The following is a 14,972-nucleotide window of genomic DNA, read 5'->3' as shown; positions in this document are numbered from 1 at the left end:
GCATAGCCAAGCTTGGGTAACTCCAACCAAGACAAGCGAGACCGCGACAATCCGAGACCTCCCTGGGGCACTCATCTAAGGCCAAAACTATCCAGCAAACAAGGGTCTTAAAAGTACAAGACTTTTAAGCCTTAACATCTAAATTTTTAAAGCGACTATCCAACCGACAGGCGGCTAGCACCTGCAATCTCTCTGGGTCTGAGAGCTAACTGTCCTACTATTCTAAATTTTCTCAGCGATTTGGCCAAGGGGACAATCATAAAGGTTTATAACATTTACCCTGATTTAGCGTTCAATGCCCGCTACTGGGAGCATTGAACGCCAATCCCTCCCCTAATTCATCACATCTGGAGCCACGATCGCCTCCCGGAAAAACCCCGCCAACCCCGCCTCACGCTGCGCCGGAGACTCCTCCGACCAATCCCAGAGACTCTGATAGAAGAAAAACGACATTCCCGCAAACCCCTGATTACGAATCGTCCGCACCTTCTCCTCAATTAGTGGCATTTCCGTCGGACGATTGCGTAACCCCGCCAAAACCGCGATCGCCACCGGAATTTCACGACGGGCCGCCAACACCTCAGGACGGTTCAACTCACCAATAAACACCTCAATATCACTGCGATACACCTGTAACACCAACTCCTCCATATACCCCAACTCCTGCCACCGCTGCCAATCCTGTAAATACCGTGCATAGGCAAAATGCTGAGGATTCGGCGATACCGAGACCACCGCCTGGGGGTTAACCGCCTTCACCGCCTCAAACGTCCGCCCCATAAACTCAGTGATTTTGTCCGCCCGCCAACGCACCCAATCCGGGTCATTAAAATCCTCCGGCGGGTCTTCCCCATCATGCTCGCGGCGATATAACTCTACTGTATAGTCATCATAACCAAACTCCACCGGCAAGCCAAAATGGTCATCAAACTGAATCCCATCCACATCATAATTCTCGACAATTTCTAACACCAAATCGAGAATAAACTCCTGAACCTCCGGGTGAAAGGGATTCAACCAAACCCGCTCATGTTCCCCTTCCATAATCGTCTGAGTTCCGTCGGCCCGTTGGGTTAACCACTCTGGATTTCGTCGCGCCAACTCAGAATAAGACGGGGCCTGAAACCCAAACTCAAACCAGGGAATCACCCGTAACCCCAACTCCTGACCATACTCCACTGCCTCAGCCAACATATCACGCTCCTGCAAGCCCGGTTCCGGGTCCACAGCGCGACCAATGACCGGTTCAGCCACCTCACTGGGATAGAGGGTATAGCCCCAATTCCAAACCACCGGATACACCGTATTAAAATTGAGACGATGGAGCCGTTCAAAGCTCTCCTGTAGAGCCTGAGAGGAAAATAAGACCTCACTGTCCACATTCGTCAGCCAAACCCCCCGCAATTCCGGAACCTCAATCGGGGCCACAAACTCCCCAGGAACTAAGGCCATAAACTCAGGCTGATCCAACGCCAGCACTTGACAGAGACTCGCCACCACATCGGCCCGGCTGGCTAAACGATAGGGATACAGCCAATCGGCCCCCGAAGGATTCACCACTAACCCCCGTTCCGCCGCCGCTGCGATCGCCTCTAACGCCGTATCATCCTGAACCAGAATGCCATCTCGATAATAACGCCGCAGGGTCTCCCGAGGGGGGTTAGCCGCCTGATAACCAAACTCCTCCGTCAAAGTCTCCCAAAGTTGCCAGCGGGAGACGTGGCGATGGGGGTCGACGGTGTAGAACTCCGTCCCCTGGTGTTCCGTAAATCGAGGTAAATTCTCCCCAAGAGGGGTACTGGAGGTCTTAATTTGGTGGAGGAGCTGGCTTAACTCTCCCCGGGTGACGGGCTGATTCAGTCCACCACCGGGAACAGCTAGGGAATACTGCTGTCGCAGTTCTTGCAAACAGGGTTCGACCCAAGCAGGACTCTCCTGGGCCATCACCCCACTGGGGAGAATCAGGCTCACCAGTCCCATCAGCCATCCCCAAGACGAGGACAGAGAACGACCCATTTCTTGATGAGTACAAACAACAGAATTCGTCATGGCAGTGCAGGCAGGCGATCAAGCAGTAAATATGTGGTCATCTTACCCTTTCCTTTGACATCAATCACCCCTCGCCGCTCAAATTCAAAAGAATCCTTTAAGCGTTCATAGGTGGCTTCTGTCACCTGTATGGTGTTGGCAATACCATGGGACTCCATACGGCTGGCCGTATTGACCGTGTCCCCCCAGAGGTCATAAATAAACTTATTGGTTCCAATCACCCCCGCCACCACCGGCCCCGTATTGATGCCAATGCGGATACTAAACGGTTCATGGTCACCGCGATTAAACTGAGCCATACGGTGCTGCATATCCAAGGCCATCTGGGCGATCGCCTCAGCATGATCCTCCCGAGGAATCGGTAACCCCCCCACCACCATATAGGCATCTCCAATGGTTTTTATTTTTTCTAGCCCATTTTTTTCGGCTAATTTATCGAACCCTGAAAAAATTTCATTGAGTAACTCCACTAACTCCGTCGGAGAAATTCGTGACCATAACTTGGTAAAGCCAACAATATCCGCAAACAAAACCGTCACATCATTAAAACTATCCGCTATCGTTCTGGGATTTTGCTTTAATCGTTCTGCAATCGGTTTGGGTAAAATACTTAACAAAAGTCGTTCCGATTTTCCTTGCTCAATTGTTAGTTTTTCTAGGTATGCCTTTTCTTGGTCTCTTAGACGCTTTTTTTCCAGACAGGCTCCTAACCGCGCTTTGAGCAAAATGGGATTAAAGGGCTTTGGTAAATAGTCTTCTGCCCCCAATTCAATACATTTAACAACACTTTCAATATCATCCAAGGCTGAAATCACCAAAACCGGAATATCACGAAGGTCGGCGTCTGCCTTCATTTTTTCCAAAACTTGATAGCCGTTCATCCCCGGCATCATAATATCGAGTAACACCAAATCAAACGAATGTTCCGCCATCAACTCCAGAGCGCGAAAGCCATCTTCAGCAACCATGGCCTCATAGCCTTGGCGTTTTAACCGTCGTCTGAGTAGATCTCGATTAGCTTCATTATCATCAACAACTAAGACTCTAGCAGTTTCTGGCGATGTCATGAACGAACTCCTCTGGTCAGCAAAAAATTCGGCGGGAGACAGAGCAAACCGCTCAGGCCACGAGGCGATCGCCCATCCTGAGCTGTCGTCTCAGTGTACCCTATTGTCAAAGCCTCAAGGGAGAGAGACTCAGGACTTGACAGCGATTTCCAAGCGATTCACCATCAGGGGCAACTCCACCGTAAAGGTCGACCCGCACCCTAACTCACTCTCCACTGTAATCTCCCCGCCCATGATTTGGCAGTAGCGACGGCTAATCGTTAACCCCAGGCCCGTTCCCCCGTATTGGCGCGTAGTGGACGCATCCGCCTGAGTGAAGGGTTCAAACAACTGACTCACCTGTGCCTCACTCATGCCAATTCCCGTATCCACCACTCGGAAATAAATCCTCTCCGTCTCTCGGTGAACCTCCAGGGTAATCTGCCCCTCCTCGGTAAACTTAGCCGCATTGCTCAGCAAATTTAACAGGACTTGTCGAACTTTAGTTAAATCCGCCTGCATTTGCCCCAATTCATCATCCGCCTTAATGGTTAAGGCATTATGATGTTTCCCTATCAAGGGTTCAACCGTGATGCAGACCTCCTCAATTAAGGCTGCGATATCAAACGATTCCAGATAAAGCTCCATCTTCCCAGCTTCAATCTTAGAAATATCCAAGATATCGTTAATCAGAGCCAAGAGATAATTTCCCGCCGTGCGAATCTTTTGCACATCTTGCACGGCATCCTCATTGCCCTCCTCGGCGGCCTCTTCCTGCAAAATTTCGCTATAGCCAATAATGGCATTGAGGGGAGTTCGTAGTTCATGACTCATATTCGCCAAAAACGCACTTTTTGACCGATTCGCCGCTTCCGCCGCATCCTTAGCCCGATACAGTTCTGCCTCCGCCTGTTTAGCTAGGGTCACATCTTTCACCGCCCCCAGTAACCGCAGGGACTGACCCTCCTCCCAGTCTCCATCTGGACGTGCATAGTCCCGCAGCCAGCGCGTCTGACCCTGTTTAGTGATAATGCGATATTCCCGCATCCCATGCCAATCTTGGACTTCATCTGCGCCAAAGCGACGGGCTTTCCCTTGGTCTTCAGGATGAATCACCCCAGACCATCCTCCCAAGTCCTGAATTTCGTCCATGCTATAGCCGGTAATCTGTTCAAAAGACTGGGTGGCCCATTGCACAGATAAACGGCCATCCTCACCCACCTCAGCGGCATAAATATAGTCCGACGCCAGTTCTGAAATAGCTCGATAGCGGGCTTCACTCTGGCGTAGGGCCAGTTCTGTGGCTTTACGTTCACTAATATCCCGTACCGCCGTCACCCGAACTTTATTGCCATAGTAGGGTAGGGAACGGCCTTGAATTTCCACCGGGAACAGACTCCCATCTCGCCGTAATCCCGTTAATTCACAGGTTCTTTCCGACCCAGAGCGCAGGGGATCTCGGGCAGCAACTCGACAGTCGGGGGCAAACAGTTCTAAAGGGTTCATGGCCAGCAGTTCTGTATCGGAATAGCCAAATAGGCTTCCTAGGGCCTGATTGGTATCGAGAATGGCATCATCAGCATGAATGATAATGCCCTCAAAAGTAGCTTCCGAAAGCCAACGGAACCGTTCTTCACTTTCCCAGCGGGCCACCTCCGCTGACGTGCGATCGCCCGTTTGTAGAGCTAACGCCACAAAGTCACCAATGGAAGCTACAAAGGTTCGTTCTTCCACGCTCCAACGTCGCGGCAATTGGGCCTGTTCACAACAAACGACCCCCACCATTTTGCGACCCAGACGCACCGGGGCGCAGAGAACGGCCACAATTTCGTGTGGGGTAAAGTAGGCTTGTGCCAGGGCCAGCGTTCGTGAGTCCGCTCGCACATCGGAGATGGCCAAACAGCGATCGCTCTCCAGCGCCAGGGTATACTTAGGCAGATCACGAGTCGCAAGGCTCGTACCTTTACCATGGCTATTGTTATAGCGTCGATAAACCTCTAAACAGACCAGGCGATCGCCATCAAACTGCCAAATGCTCACCCGAGCCACATTAACAATCTGAGCAGCCGTTTGAGCAATCCCTTTCAACGTTGCCGAAACACTGCCCGTTTCAAATTGTTGATTGCGAGCCAAATCAACCAGGGCCCGGCTTTGATTTTTCAGCGTTTGCCGTTGCTGCTGTTGTTCCAAATCCCGCCGCGCAATTTGTTGGCCAAAACGATGCGCAACTAACCCACTGAGAATCGGAATCGTATCAATCAGCCACAACACCGGGTTTTCCAGATGACGTTGCAGCAGCCAGAAACCCTCTGGCAAAGGGTTAGCCCACAGATCCAAAAGCCAGGCGAGCGCGACAAACCCGCAGCCCCCCAGGACTCCGAGTCGTGTTAGCTGCGTCAAGCGTTGGACATTGGCATCATCAATCATAGGACACTGCGCCTTAGGATAAGAAGGTTTGAATTTTTGCCAGTAGGCGGGGAAATTCGACTGGCTTTGTATCATAATCATCACAGCCGGCGGCCAGACATTTCTCGCGATCGCCCGCGATGGCGTGAGCCGTCAGCGCGATAATCGGAATTTGTTGAGTTTTTGACTCCCCTTTAATCCTACGGGTGGCCTCCCAGCCATCCATCACCGGTAGCCCCATATCCATGAGAATTAAGTCCGGGGTTTCGCTGACTGACAGATCAACCCCTTCAGCACCATTAGTGGCCACCAACACCTCATAGCCCTTACGCCTCAGACGACGGGAGAGCATATCTCGGTTCATTTCGTTATCTTCAACCAGTAGAATTTTAGCCATCCTTAGCCAATCTCCCCTGGTCGTGTCCTCCTCCGAGCCAGGACAGCTCAAGACGTAGGTGACGTGGATCTAGCACAGTTCGAGATCTCCTGATACAGCTTACCCATTCTCCCATTTTCCTGAAGATTCTGTAGGCGATCGCTTAAGACTGGCAAATAACCGTTCTCGGACTTCATAGAGCAATTCTTCTCGGGTTGCCGTCCCTTTTTCCAGAATATGGGTAACACAGCCATCGAGACGCTGGCGATCGCCAGCCGTCAACTCCATGGCCGTCACCACCACCACAGGGATAGAGCGCCATTGAGGATTTTCGCGGAACTCAGTCAAGAAGCCAAACCCATCCATTTCCGGCATCATCAAATCCAGCAACACCAAGTCAGGGGCCTCGGCCGCCACTGCATCCAACGCGGCTCGTCCATTGTTGGCTTCCACCACATTACAACCGAACTTCTCCAACGTTCGGCGCAGCATTTCTCGGTTCATATCGTCATCTTCAACCACTAAGATACGACGGCGGCGGGATGAAGCCCGGCCATCCAATTTTCCTTGATATTTTGCCAACAGTCGTGTCAATTGCTGGTTGTCAACAGGTTTAACAAGATAGTCAGAAGCCCCTAACGTAAAACCAATATTGCGGTCATCAAGAATCGTGGCTACAATCGTGGGAATATCGACCAATGTTGGATCTGCCTTGAGTTCCGATAACACATTCCAGCCACTCATCCCTTCCATAAGAATGTCCAAAATGATGGCATCAGGATGTAACTCACGGGCTTTGCTCAAGCCAATTTCACCATTTGTGGCGGTTTCCACACAAAAGCCGTCTTTGATCAAGCGTCGTGAAATTAAATCGAGAGTATCTGGATCATCATCAATCACCAGGATAACCCCAGTCGCTTCAGATTGGGTCTCCTGACTCATCCCATGCTCAAAAGACTCCTCCAGAATATCAATCGGCTCAGCAGGAAGGCGAACTGCAAAACGTGAGCCCACCTCCGGCTCACTGGTCGCTTGTAAATCGCCCCCCATCATCTGACAGAAATGGCGGGCGATCGCCAAGCCTAACCCTGTTCCCCCATACTTACGAGTGGTCGACGCATCCGCCTGACTAAAAGCCGTAAAGATATTCGCCAACTGTTCAGCCGTCATCCCAATTCCCGTATCGCTCACCTCAAAGATAATCCAGGAACGCTCATCTTGCACCTCTCGGCGGATCTCAAACGTAATCTCTCCCTGCTGGGTAAACTTAGCCGCATTACTAATTAAGTTGAAGAGAACTTGACGAACTTTAGTTAAATCTGCATACATATTTCCCAAAGTCGGGTCGCCCTTGAGGATTAAAGTATTGGCTTTTTCCTCAATCAACGGCGTAGCGGTAGCCTCAATTTCCAACATCAAGGCATTGAGATCAAACGCCTCAATATACAGATCCATGCGCCCAGCTTCAATCTTGGAAATATCCAAAATATCGTTAATTAACGAGAGCAAATGTTTGCCCGCTCCGCGAATTTTCTCTAAATCCGAAGCAATTTCTTCATAGCCATCATCCTGAGCCTCTTCACTGAGCATTTCACTGTAACCGATAATCGCATTGAGGGGGGTGCGCAGCTCATGACTCATATTGGCCAAAAACGTACTTTTGGAGCGATTCGCCGCTTCAGCCGCCTCCTTAGACTCATAGAGTTCATCCTGAACTATCTTGGTATGCGTAATATTGCCCATCCACAGCAGAACCCCCCCAACCTCATCAGCCCCTGTTTTCCAGGGTCGCATTTCCCAGCGATACCACTCTAACCCCCCCTGACCCTGACGGACTGGCTCATCATCCCCCGTTTCGACATTACCCGCCAAACAGGATTGTTGTCGACGTTGCCAACGGCTGAGGGCCTCGGGATCTTGATGGAAGAGAGGAAAGACCTGATAGTGCGATCGCCCCTCAATATCAGGCATCTGAACCTGAAACTCACTCAACCAGCGTCGGGTGACCCGCAAATAGTTCATCTGGCGATCGAACATAGCAATAGCCACAGGCGCATCATCCACAAATCTCGCCAGCAGCAGCCGTTCATCATTAGACCCAAAATTCGCCCCCAATGGCCGACAAATCAGCACAGACGCCACCTCTCCCTCCAACAGCTCAAGCTCACAGGGAAACACCGTACCATCAGCCCGCCGTCCCTGTTGGGGCAAGCGATCCTGACCCCAATCGGGAAATAACCGGCTCAGGGGTTGACCCCGCAACGCCTTGTTCTTATACCCGAACAGCATCTGAGCCTCGCTATTGAGACTATCAATCTCGTCTCGGCTTCCATAAAACGTCAAAATGCTGTTCATGATTACAGGGGTTCAACAGAGATCACACAAGACACCAAGCTCGGCCAGTTCTTGAGATTTTTAACAATTCAGGGCAGAGGGTCGTCGCCAGAGTTAGAGAGCGCCTATGATGGGGAATTAGTGACAGTTCATTAACCTAACCACAGACCAGGAGCAAGATTCCGGGAACTCTTAGCATTAGTCCAACGTCTTCCCAAAAATAGGTAGATTCCTGATCGCCCTGAGATGCCCATGACACATTCTATTTCATTATCCTGGTCTGCGGTTGAGGCGACCATTCCCCAAACACCCGTGGTTCCTCCGGCTCAACTTTCTAATTTAGAGTTAGTTCGTCGTTGCCAACTTGGCGCACGCCCAGATCGGGCCGCTTTCGCCGAGTTACTGCGCCGCCATCAGTCCTACGTAGACAAGGTTTTGTACCATCTGGCCCCCGACTGGCAAGATCGCTCAGACTTGGCGCAAGAGGTCTGGATTCGTGTCTATCGTAATGTGCGGCGACTCCAAGATCCAGTTAAATTTAAAGGCTGGCTCAGTCGCATCACCACAAACCTGTTTTACGACGAACTGCGTAAACGCAAGCGAGTCCGACCCCCTCTCTCCCTCGATGCTACCTTCAAAACTGATGATGGCGAACGAGAATGGGAAATTGCCACCGATGACCCCGGCCCGGATGATGCACTGGCCACCGATGAGTTCTATCATAAACTCAGGTTAGCGATCGCCGACCTGCCCGAAGCCTTCCGTACCACAATCGTTTTACGCGAGATTGAGGGAATGGCCTACGAAGAAATTGCCGAAATCACCGGCGTCTCCCTAGGAACCGTGAAATCCCGAATTGCTCGGGCCCGTCATCGCCTACAAGCCGAATTACAAACCTACATCGATACTTAGCCTAGATCAGGAACCTTAAACCCATCATTGCACGTCAAGCCAGGTAGTACCGTATTCGTACTGGATTAACGCCGGAGCGTACTGACGTCATCCCTGAAACTTTATCAACTCAACCATCGTCAGTAAAATTACGGAAGTGGCGGATTGTAACTAGAATACGTCGCTGTTACTCTTGAACAGCTAGGTGGTGAATTGCATCATGACTCTCAACGATTTCGATGACCAACTTAGGAACCGACCCTCATCCTACGATGCAGAATGGGAGGAAGACCTATTCGTACTAATGAGCTGCTACCTTGATGGGGAAGTGACGCCACAGGAGCGTAAACAGGCTGAATACTTGTTGGCCTGCGATCTTCAAGCTCAGAAGATTTACGAACAGTTATCCCATATCAGTTCCGGGGTACAACTGATGCCGGTTCCCGAGAGTCCTGTGTCTAGCGAAGAAACCACCGCCAAAGTCTTCGCTCGGATGCGCCAGCAACGACAAAAACGTCTCGCTTGGGGAGGAAGTGCGATCGCGGCCCTCTTCGTCGCCGCCGTCGCCGGCCTTCAACCCCCACTCAGCTTCAGTAATCGTCAGCTAGCCCGAACCCCCGCCCCAGTCAGCGACGAGTTTGGCGCTCCAACCCCCTCAGAACCCGTCCCAACCTCCGATCAGCAACTCAGTCGAGATGACATCACCTCGCGGGCATTATTTGTTGAGTAATCAACATTAATTCAGGGCGAATGTCACCAGTAACGGTGACAAGTAATTGGAATAATAACGATAACCCGGGCCAGCCCTAAAAGCTGTGCCCTTTTTCATCTTCTTTCCCCCCTATTGCTTTCCCCTCCTGGGAGGGGTTAGGGGTGGGTTATGCCTGTTCCCTATTCCCTGTTCCCTATTCCCTATTGCCGAATCATATTAATCACCGCTGACACCGCTTCATAGCCGAAAATAATAATCGACAGAGTTAGGATTAGTCCCATCACACAAATGACTAATCCTCCTAAGGTAATCACCCCATCATCTCCAAACAAGCCAAACCCCGTCACAAAGACACCAATCGCTGGCAATGTATTGGTTAGAGGAATCGGCGTCATCATCGATATCCCCATCAACGCCAGGGCAACCCCAATAACGACCCGTCCTTCTAAACGAGTACAAATAAAACTCCAACGGGGGCGAGAAAGCACTTCAATGCGTCGCAGCCAAGGCAGTCCTTTGCGCAAAATCCCCTGAACCGTCTTGAGTGGAACATCTTTAGACAGCCATCTTTTCAGAAGATAGGGGCGTTTCCGCCCTAAAACTAATTGACCTGAAAGCCAAAAAATCAGAACCCCAAAGGGAATCGAATAACCTGGTGCAGGAATCGGTAATGCCGAAGGAATTGAGAGCAAAACAAAGAGGAACCCAAACGCTCGTTCCCCAGCAATGACCACCACATCAGATAAGCTAACGCGATCGCCGCGCTCTTCCGAAAAAAAATAGCCCTGAAGCTCAACAGATAGTTTTTTAGACACGGGAGTAAGGGAACAGGGAATAGGGTGAAGAAGGCAATAGGGGGGGAAGGCAATAGGCAACAGGGTTACCACAGAGGCACAGAGGACACAGAGAAAAGGAGGAGACATAACCCACCCCTTGCCGCTCCCAGGACGGGAAGGCAAGAGGCATTAGAAAAGATGTTCTCTCCCCCCTACTGCCTACTGCCTACTACCTTCTCACCCCTGTTCCCTGTTCCCTGTTCCCTGTTCCCTGTTCCCTAGCCGTTAAGTTCCTGATTGCCAGGAGTTGATGTACTCGTGCTGTTCAGGGGTGAGACTATCAAGGTCAATTCCCATCGCGACAAGTTTGAGGCGGGCAATTTCCCGGTCAATCTCTTCAGGGATAGAATGCAGACCCGGCTCCAGTTTACCCTTGTTTTTCACCAAGTATTCACACGCAAGGGCCTGGTTGGCAAAACTCATATCCATAACGGCGCTAGGATGCCCCTCAGCCGCCGCCAAATTGACTAGACGACCTTCCCCTAAGACCACCACCGACTTACCGCTATTGAGGCGATATTCCTCGGTAAAGGGGCGAACCACCTTAACCTCGCCGGACATCTCCTTGAGGGATTTTAGGTCAATTTCAATATCGAAGTGACCGGAGTTGGCGACAATTGCTCCATCGCGCATCACCTCAAAATGCTCGCGGCGGATGACGTGCTTATTACCCGTAACCGTAATAAACAGATCGCCTAGGGGAGCGGCTTGCGCCATCGGCATCACCCGGAAGCCATCCATGACGGCTTCAATGGCGCGAACTGGATCGATTTCCGTGACAATCACATTCGCACCCATGCCCCGTCCACGTAGGGCCACACCTTTACCACACCAGCCATAGCCAGCTACGACCAGGGTTTTACCCGCCAGTAGGATATTGGTCGCCCGAATGACGCCATCCAGGGTCGATTGGCCAGTTCCATAGCGGTTGTCGAAGAAATGCTTGGTATCCGCATCGTTGACGTTCATGGCAGGGAACGTCAGCACCCCGTCCTTGAACATGGCCCGCAGACGGACAATCCCCGTGGTGGTTTCCTCGTTGGTGCCGATGAGTTCCGAGAGCTGATCTTGCCGCTCTTGGACCATCGTGGCAACTACGTCAGAGCCATCATCGATAATGATATTGGGATGATGGTCGAGGGCGATTTGGACGTGACGCTCGTAGGTTTCCGCGTCTTCCCCTTTGATGGCATAGACGGGAATCCCATGGTCAACCACCAGACTCGCCGCCACGTCATCTTGAGTGGAGAGGGGGTTACTGGCGATTAACAGGGCATCAGCACCACCGGCCTTGAGGGCGATCGCCAAATGGGCTGTTTCCGTGGTCACATGGCAGCAGGCCACGAGTTTAATGCCCGCTAGGGGTTTTTCAGCCTCGAAGCGATCGCGGATTTGAGCCAAAACGGGCATTTCTCGCCCAGCCCAGTCAATCCGTTGCTTGCCGAGGCTGGCAAGAGACGGATCTTTGATTTCATGCTTGATTTGTACGGATGTTGCGGTCATAAACTCTGTTGGCTGTGCTTAGTTTTCGATGGTCACGGACTTGATTTTGTCGCCCTGGCGGATGGCATTGACGACGTCCATGTCCTGGGTTTGTCCGAAGACAGTATGAACCCCATCTAGGTGGGGTTGCGGTTCATGGCAGATGAAGAACTGGCTGCCACCAGTGTCGCGGCCCGCATGAGCCATGGATAGGGTTCCAGCAACGTGCTTATTTTTGTTAATCTCGCACTTGATGGTGTAGCCAGGGCCACCGGTTCCGGTTCCATTGGGACATCCCCCTTGAATCATGAAATTGGGGATGACACGGTGGAAGTTGAGTCCGTCGTAAAACCCTTTCTCAGAGAGTTCAACGAAGTTTTTAACCGTGTTGGGGGCATCCTCATCGAAAAAATCGATGTTGATGGTGCCTTTATCGGTTTCTAGGATAGCTCGGGTCATGAGATTATTGTTCCGCGATGCAAACTCAACTATGGTAACTTAAGCTGGCTTTGGCTTCTTAAGGAAACAGACGTGGAACGGTATTTTGCAACGGTAGCACCGGGGTTAGAGGCGATCGCCGCCGAGGAATTGACCGAGTTGGGGGCGCAATCAGTCCAGAGGAAATTTTCTGGGGTCGCCTTCGAGGGCGATCGCCGCTTACTCTATCGAGTAAATCTCTGGGGACGTACCCTCTTCCGAGTGCTTGTGCCTCTGACTGAGTTCCCTTGTACATCGGCCAAACAACTGTATCAGGAAGTGCGATCGCTTCCCTGGGAGGCCTATCTCTCCCCCGAGGACAGCCTAGCCGTAGACTGTACCGGCAAGAATCGCGCCCTCAATCATAGCCATTTCAGCGCCCTCCAGGTCAAAAATGCCATTGTCGACCAACAGCGACAGCAGTTCGGCTGTCGTTCCAACGTTGACCTCGACAATCCCGACCTGCGAATTAACCTACATATCCACCGCGATCGCGCCAGCCTCAGCCTAGACAGTTCCGGCAGCAGTCTCCATCGTCGAGGCTACCGGGCCGCCGTCGGAACCGCCCCCCTCAAAGAAACCCTCGCCGCCGCCCTTTTAAAACTAGCCCGCTATTCCCCAGAACTGCCCTTTCTCGATCCCCTCTGTGGATCAGGAACCCTCCCCCTAGAAGCCGCCTTACAAGCCGCCAACATCGCCCCAGGACTGTTCCGAGACCGATTTGGCTTTGAAAATTGGCCCGACTTCGACCCTGCCCTCTGGCAAGAGGTCAAAGCCGAGGCCCAAGCCGCCCGTCGAGGCACCTGTCCGGCATATATTGGCGGCAGTGATATCGACCCAGGCATCCTCGACCAAGCCCAGCACAACGCCACCGCCGCCGGAGTCAGCCAACAGATTGAATTTCACTGTCAGGACATCCGGGACATCGAAGCCCCGAGCGATCGCGGCCTACTCATCTGCAATCCCCCCTACGGAGAACGACTAGGAGAGGTCCAAGAACTGCGCGGGTTCTACCGTCTCCTAGGGGATATTTTCAAACAACGATTCAAAGGTTGGACCGCCTACGTCTTCACCGGCAATCGGGAACTCGCCAAAGAAGTAGGACTCCGTCCCGCCCGTCGGATTCCCCTCTCTAGTGGGGGTTTAGATTGTCGATTATTGGAGTTTGAATTGTATTAGGGGGGAGGCAAGAGGCAAGAGGCAAGAGGGTTACCACAGAGGCACAGAGAGCACGGAGGAAGAGGAGGGGGGGAAGAGGCAAGAGGCAAGAGGGTTACCACAGAGGCACAGAGAGCACGGAGGAAGAGGAGGGGGGGAAGAGGCAAGAGGCATACGTGATTCTCCTCCTCCCCCTCAAAGAGGCTTAAAGTAGGACGAACTGCGGTCAATCCGGCCCTGATTATCCGTCCAGACCAAATCCGCCTCCGTCACCGTCTCTCCCTCTAGGGTAATCAGAGTAAAATTGCGACGCATCTCGTCCCCCTTGCCCACAATCCGGGGAACCGATGCCACATTCAAATATACCGTTCCCCACTCATCCTGAGCGAAGGCTTGGCGGAGTCGCCGTTTCGTATGTCGTAGGCCGTGGTGCATATGGCCAAAGACCACCAACACTGGCGGCTGTCCCGCCTCCTGACTGGCCCGAATCGCGGCGGTTAAATCCGGGTCTCCATAATCACTGCCAATGGGGTTCCAATCGCGACCACAGGGAGATTCCGGAGCGTCCCCCAAGCCAAACGGTCCATTGTGGGCCAACACCACCCGAAGAGGTTGCGTCGCCGCCGTCATAGCCGCCGTAATGCGATCGCCCGACTCCTGCAAACTCCCCACCCCGAACTGGGATTGATAAAAGTCCTGAAGATTCCAGGTACTCCCGCCCCAACTACAAGGACGACCCCCCACCACCGAGACCTCTAACTCCGGATAATCCCGCACCCCATAGCCCACGCGATCGCCCCCCAGCATCTGCAACTGTCGTTGAAAGCGATCGTCCTGGCGACGGTCATAGGGACATTTCTTGCGTCCCCAAGGGGTCGCCGTATACCAAGCATCATGATTCCCCAAAACCACCGCCTTTGGCAACGACAAACGGGACACACAATCCACCACCGTCAACGACTCATTACCAAAATCCCCAACAAAGAGAACTAAATCGAGGTTCCAGCCCTGCAAAATCGCATTATCCCGTTCATCCCATTGGTCATGAACATCCCCAACCGCCGCAATTCTCAACCGTCTCATCCTATCTCCGTGTCCTCCGTGACTCCGTGGTTTGCCCCGGGCGTGCCACTTGCGGTACGCCCGGGCGACCACAAGGGTACGCCCCTACGTGGTAACCCTCTTGCCTCTTGCCTCTTGCCTCT

The 14,972-nt window shown here is 52.3% G+C and carries 12 protein-coding genes; 3 read left to right on the top strand and 9 right to left on the bottom strand.

The genetic code is table 11. The features are described 5' to 3' along the window. Positions 1 to 333: 333 nt before the first annotated feature. From NEA10_RS05645 to NEA10_RS05625, 5 genes are all read right to left on the bottom strand, one after another. Positions 334 to 2,049: a glycoside hydrolase family 10-like protein gene (locus tag NEA10_RS05645; RefSeq protein ID WP_252664278.1), complete on the bottom strand. Its 1,716-nt coding sequence runs from the start codon at positions 2,047 to 2,049 to the stop codon at positions 334 to 336. Next, on the bottom strand, positions 2,046 to 3,116 hold the full coding sequence (locus tag NEA10_RS05640; protein WP_252664277.1) for an adenylate/guanylate cyclase domain-containing protein: 1,071 nt from the start codon (positions 3,114 to 3,116) through the stop codon (positions 2,046 to 2,048). Before NEA10_RS05640 ends, NEA10_RS05645 begins: the two co-directional genes overlap by 4 nt. A gap of 129 nt (positions 3,117 to 3,245) precedes the next feature. Beyond that, on the bottom strand, positions 3,246 to 5,522 hold the full coding sequence (locus NEA10_RS05635) for a sensor histidine kinase (RefSeq protein WP_252664276.1): 2,277 nt from the start codon (positions 5,520 to 5,522) through the stop codon (positions 3,246 to 3,248). Positions 5,523 to 5,535: 13 nt separating this feature from the next. After that, the gene (locus NEA10_RS05630; protein WP_252664275.1) at positions 5,536 to 5,898 is read right to left on the bottom strand and encodes a response regulator; all 363 of its coding nucleotides are present in this window, start codon (positions 5,896 to 5,898) and stop codon (positions 5,536 to 5,538) included. A 99-nt stretch (positions 5,899 to 5,997) separates the two neighbouring features. Next, a complete protein-coding gene (locus tag NEA10_RS05625; protein WP_252664274.1) occupies positions 5,998 to 8,232 on the bottom strand; it encodes a response regulator in 2,235 nt (744 codons plus the stop codon). Positions 8,233 to 8,463: 231 nt separating this feature from the next. Here NEA10_RS05625 and NEA10_RS05620 point away from each other — a divergent pair, with 231 nt between their 5' ends. Continuing rightward, positions 8,464 to 9,123, top strand: a complete 660-nt coding sequence (locus NEA10_RS05620) for a sigma-70 family RNA polymerase sigma factor (protein ID WP_252664273.1) — start codon at positions 8,464 to 8,466, stop codon at positions 9,121 to 9,123. A 199-nt stretch (positions 9,124 to 9,322) separates the two neighbouring features. Continuing rightward, positions 9,323 to 9,832 (top strand): anti-sigma factor family protein, encoded by a 510-nt coding sequence (locus tag NEA10_RS05615; RefSeq protein WP_252664272.1) that lies wholly within the window; start codon positions 9,323 to 9,325, stop codon positions 9,830 to 9,832. Positions 9,833 to 10,014: 182 nt separating this feature from the next. Here the strand turns inward: NEA10_RS05615 and NEA10_RS05610 are convergent, their stop codons facing one another. From NEA10_RS05610 to NEA10_RS05600, 3 genes are all read right to left on the bottom strand, one after another. After that, on the bottom strand, positions 10,015 to 10,629 hold the full coding sequence (locus NEA10_RS05610; RefSeq protein WP_252664271.1) for an exopolysaccharide biosynthesis protein: 615 nt from the start codon (positions 10,627 to 10,629) through the stop codon (positions 10,015 to 10,017). A 246-nt stretch (positions 10,630 to 10,875) separates the two neighbouring features. Continuing rightward, complete coding sequence (ahcY, locus tag NEA10_RS05605) at positions 10,876 to 12,153, bottom strand: adenosylhomocysteinase (RefSeq protein WP_252664270.1); 1,278 nt, start codon at positions 12,151 to 12,153, stop codon at positions 10,876 to 10,878. Positions 12,154 to 12,171: 18 nt separating this feature from the next. Continuing rightward, entirely contained in the window at positions 12,172 to 12,591 is a 420-nt protein-coding gene (locus NEA10_RS05600; protein WP_252664269.1) for a peptidylprolyl isomerase, read from the bottom strand. A 72-nt stretch (positions 12,592 to 12,663) separates the two neighbouring features. On the opposite strand from NEA10_RS05600, the gene NEA10_RS05595 reads away from it, so the two are divergent. Beyond that, positions 12,664 to 13,788 (top strand): THUMP domain-containing class I SAM-dependent RNA methyltransferase, encoded by a 1,125-nt coding sequence (locus NEA10_RS05595; RefSeq protein ID WP_252664268.1) that lies wholly within the window; start codon positions 12,664 to 12,666, stop codon positions 13,786 to 13,788. Positions 13,789 to 13,962: 174 nt separating this feature from the next. Here the strand turns inward: NEA10_RS05595 and NEA10_RS05590 are convergent, their stop codons facing one another. Next, positions 13,963 to 14,850 carry a TIGR04168 family protein gene (locus NEA10_RS05590; protein ID WP_252664267.1) on the bottom strand — a complete coding sequence of 296 codons (888 nt, stop codon included), beginning with the start codon at positions 14,848 to 14,850 and terminating at the stop codon, positions 13,963 to 13,965. Between the last annotated feature and the right edge of the window lie 122 nt (positions 14,851 to 14,972).

Origin of the sequence: Phormidium yuhuli AB48 (assembly GCF_023983615.1) — a bacterium.
GTDB classification, from domain to species: domain Bacteria; phylum Cyanobacteriota; class Cyanobacteriia; order Cyanobacteriales; family Geitlerinemataceae; genus Sodalinema; species Sodalinema yuhuli.
The sequence above is the reverse complement of the archived record's forward strand: the minus strand, read 5'-3'. Positions and strand labels throughout refer to the sequence as shown.

Bases quoted from the DNA above. Each gene is read 5' to 3' on its own strand.
- NEA10_RS05645 (WP_252664278.1), bottom strand. From the start codon at position 2,049: ATGACGAATTCTGTTGTTTGTACTCATCAAGAAATGGGTCGTTCTCTG.
- NEA10_RS05640 (WP_252664277.1), bottom strand. From the start codon at position 3,116: ATGACATCGCCAGAAACTGCTAGAGTCTTAGTTGTTGATGATAATGAA.
- NEA10_RS05635 (WP_252664276.1), bottom strand. From the start codon at position 5,522: ATGATTGATGATGCCAATGTCCAACGCTTGACGCAGCTAACACGACTC.
- NEA10_RS05630 (WP_252664275.1), bottom strand. From the start codon at position 5,898: ATGGCTAAAATTCTACTGGTTGAAGATAACGAAATGAACCGAGATATG.
- NEA10_RS05625 (WP_252664274.1), bottom strand. From the start codon at position 8,232: ATGAACAGCATTTTGACGTTTTATGGAAGCCGAGACGAGATTGATAGT.
- NEA10_RS05620 (WP_252664273.1), top strand. From the start codon at position 8,464: ATGACACATTCTATTTCATTATCCTGGTCTGCGGTTGAGGCGACCATT.
- NEA10_RS05615 (WP_252664272.1), top strand. From the start codon at position 9,323: ATGACTCTCAACGATTTCGATGACCAACTTAGGAACCGACCCTCATCC.
- ahcY (WP_252664270.1), bottom strand. From the start codon at position 12,153: ATGACCGCAACATCCGTACAAATCAAGCATGAAATCAAAGATCCGTCT.
- NEA10_RS05600 (WP_252664269.1), bottom strand. From the start codon at position 12,591: ATGACCCGAGCTATCCTAGAAACCGATAAAGGCACCATCAACATCGAT.
- NEA10_RS05590 (WP_252664267.1), bottom strand. From the start codon at position 14,850: ATGAGACGGTTGAGAATTGCGGCGGTTGGGGATGTTCATGACCAATGG.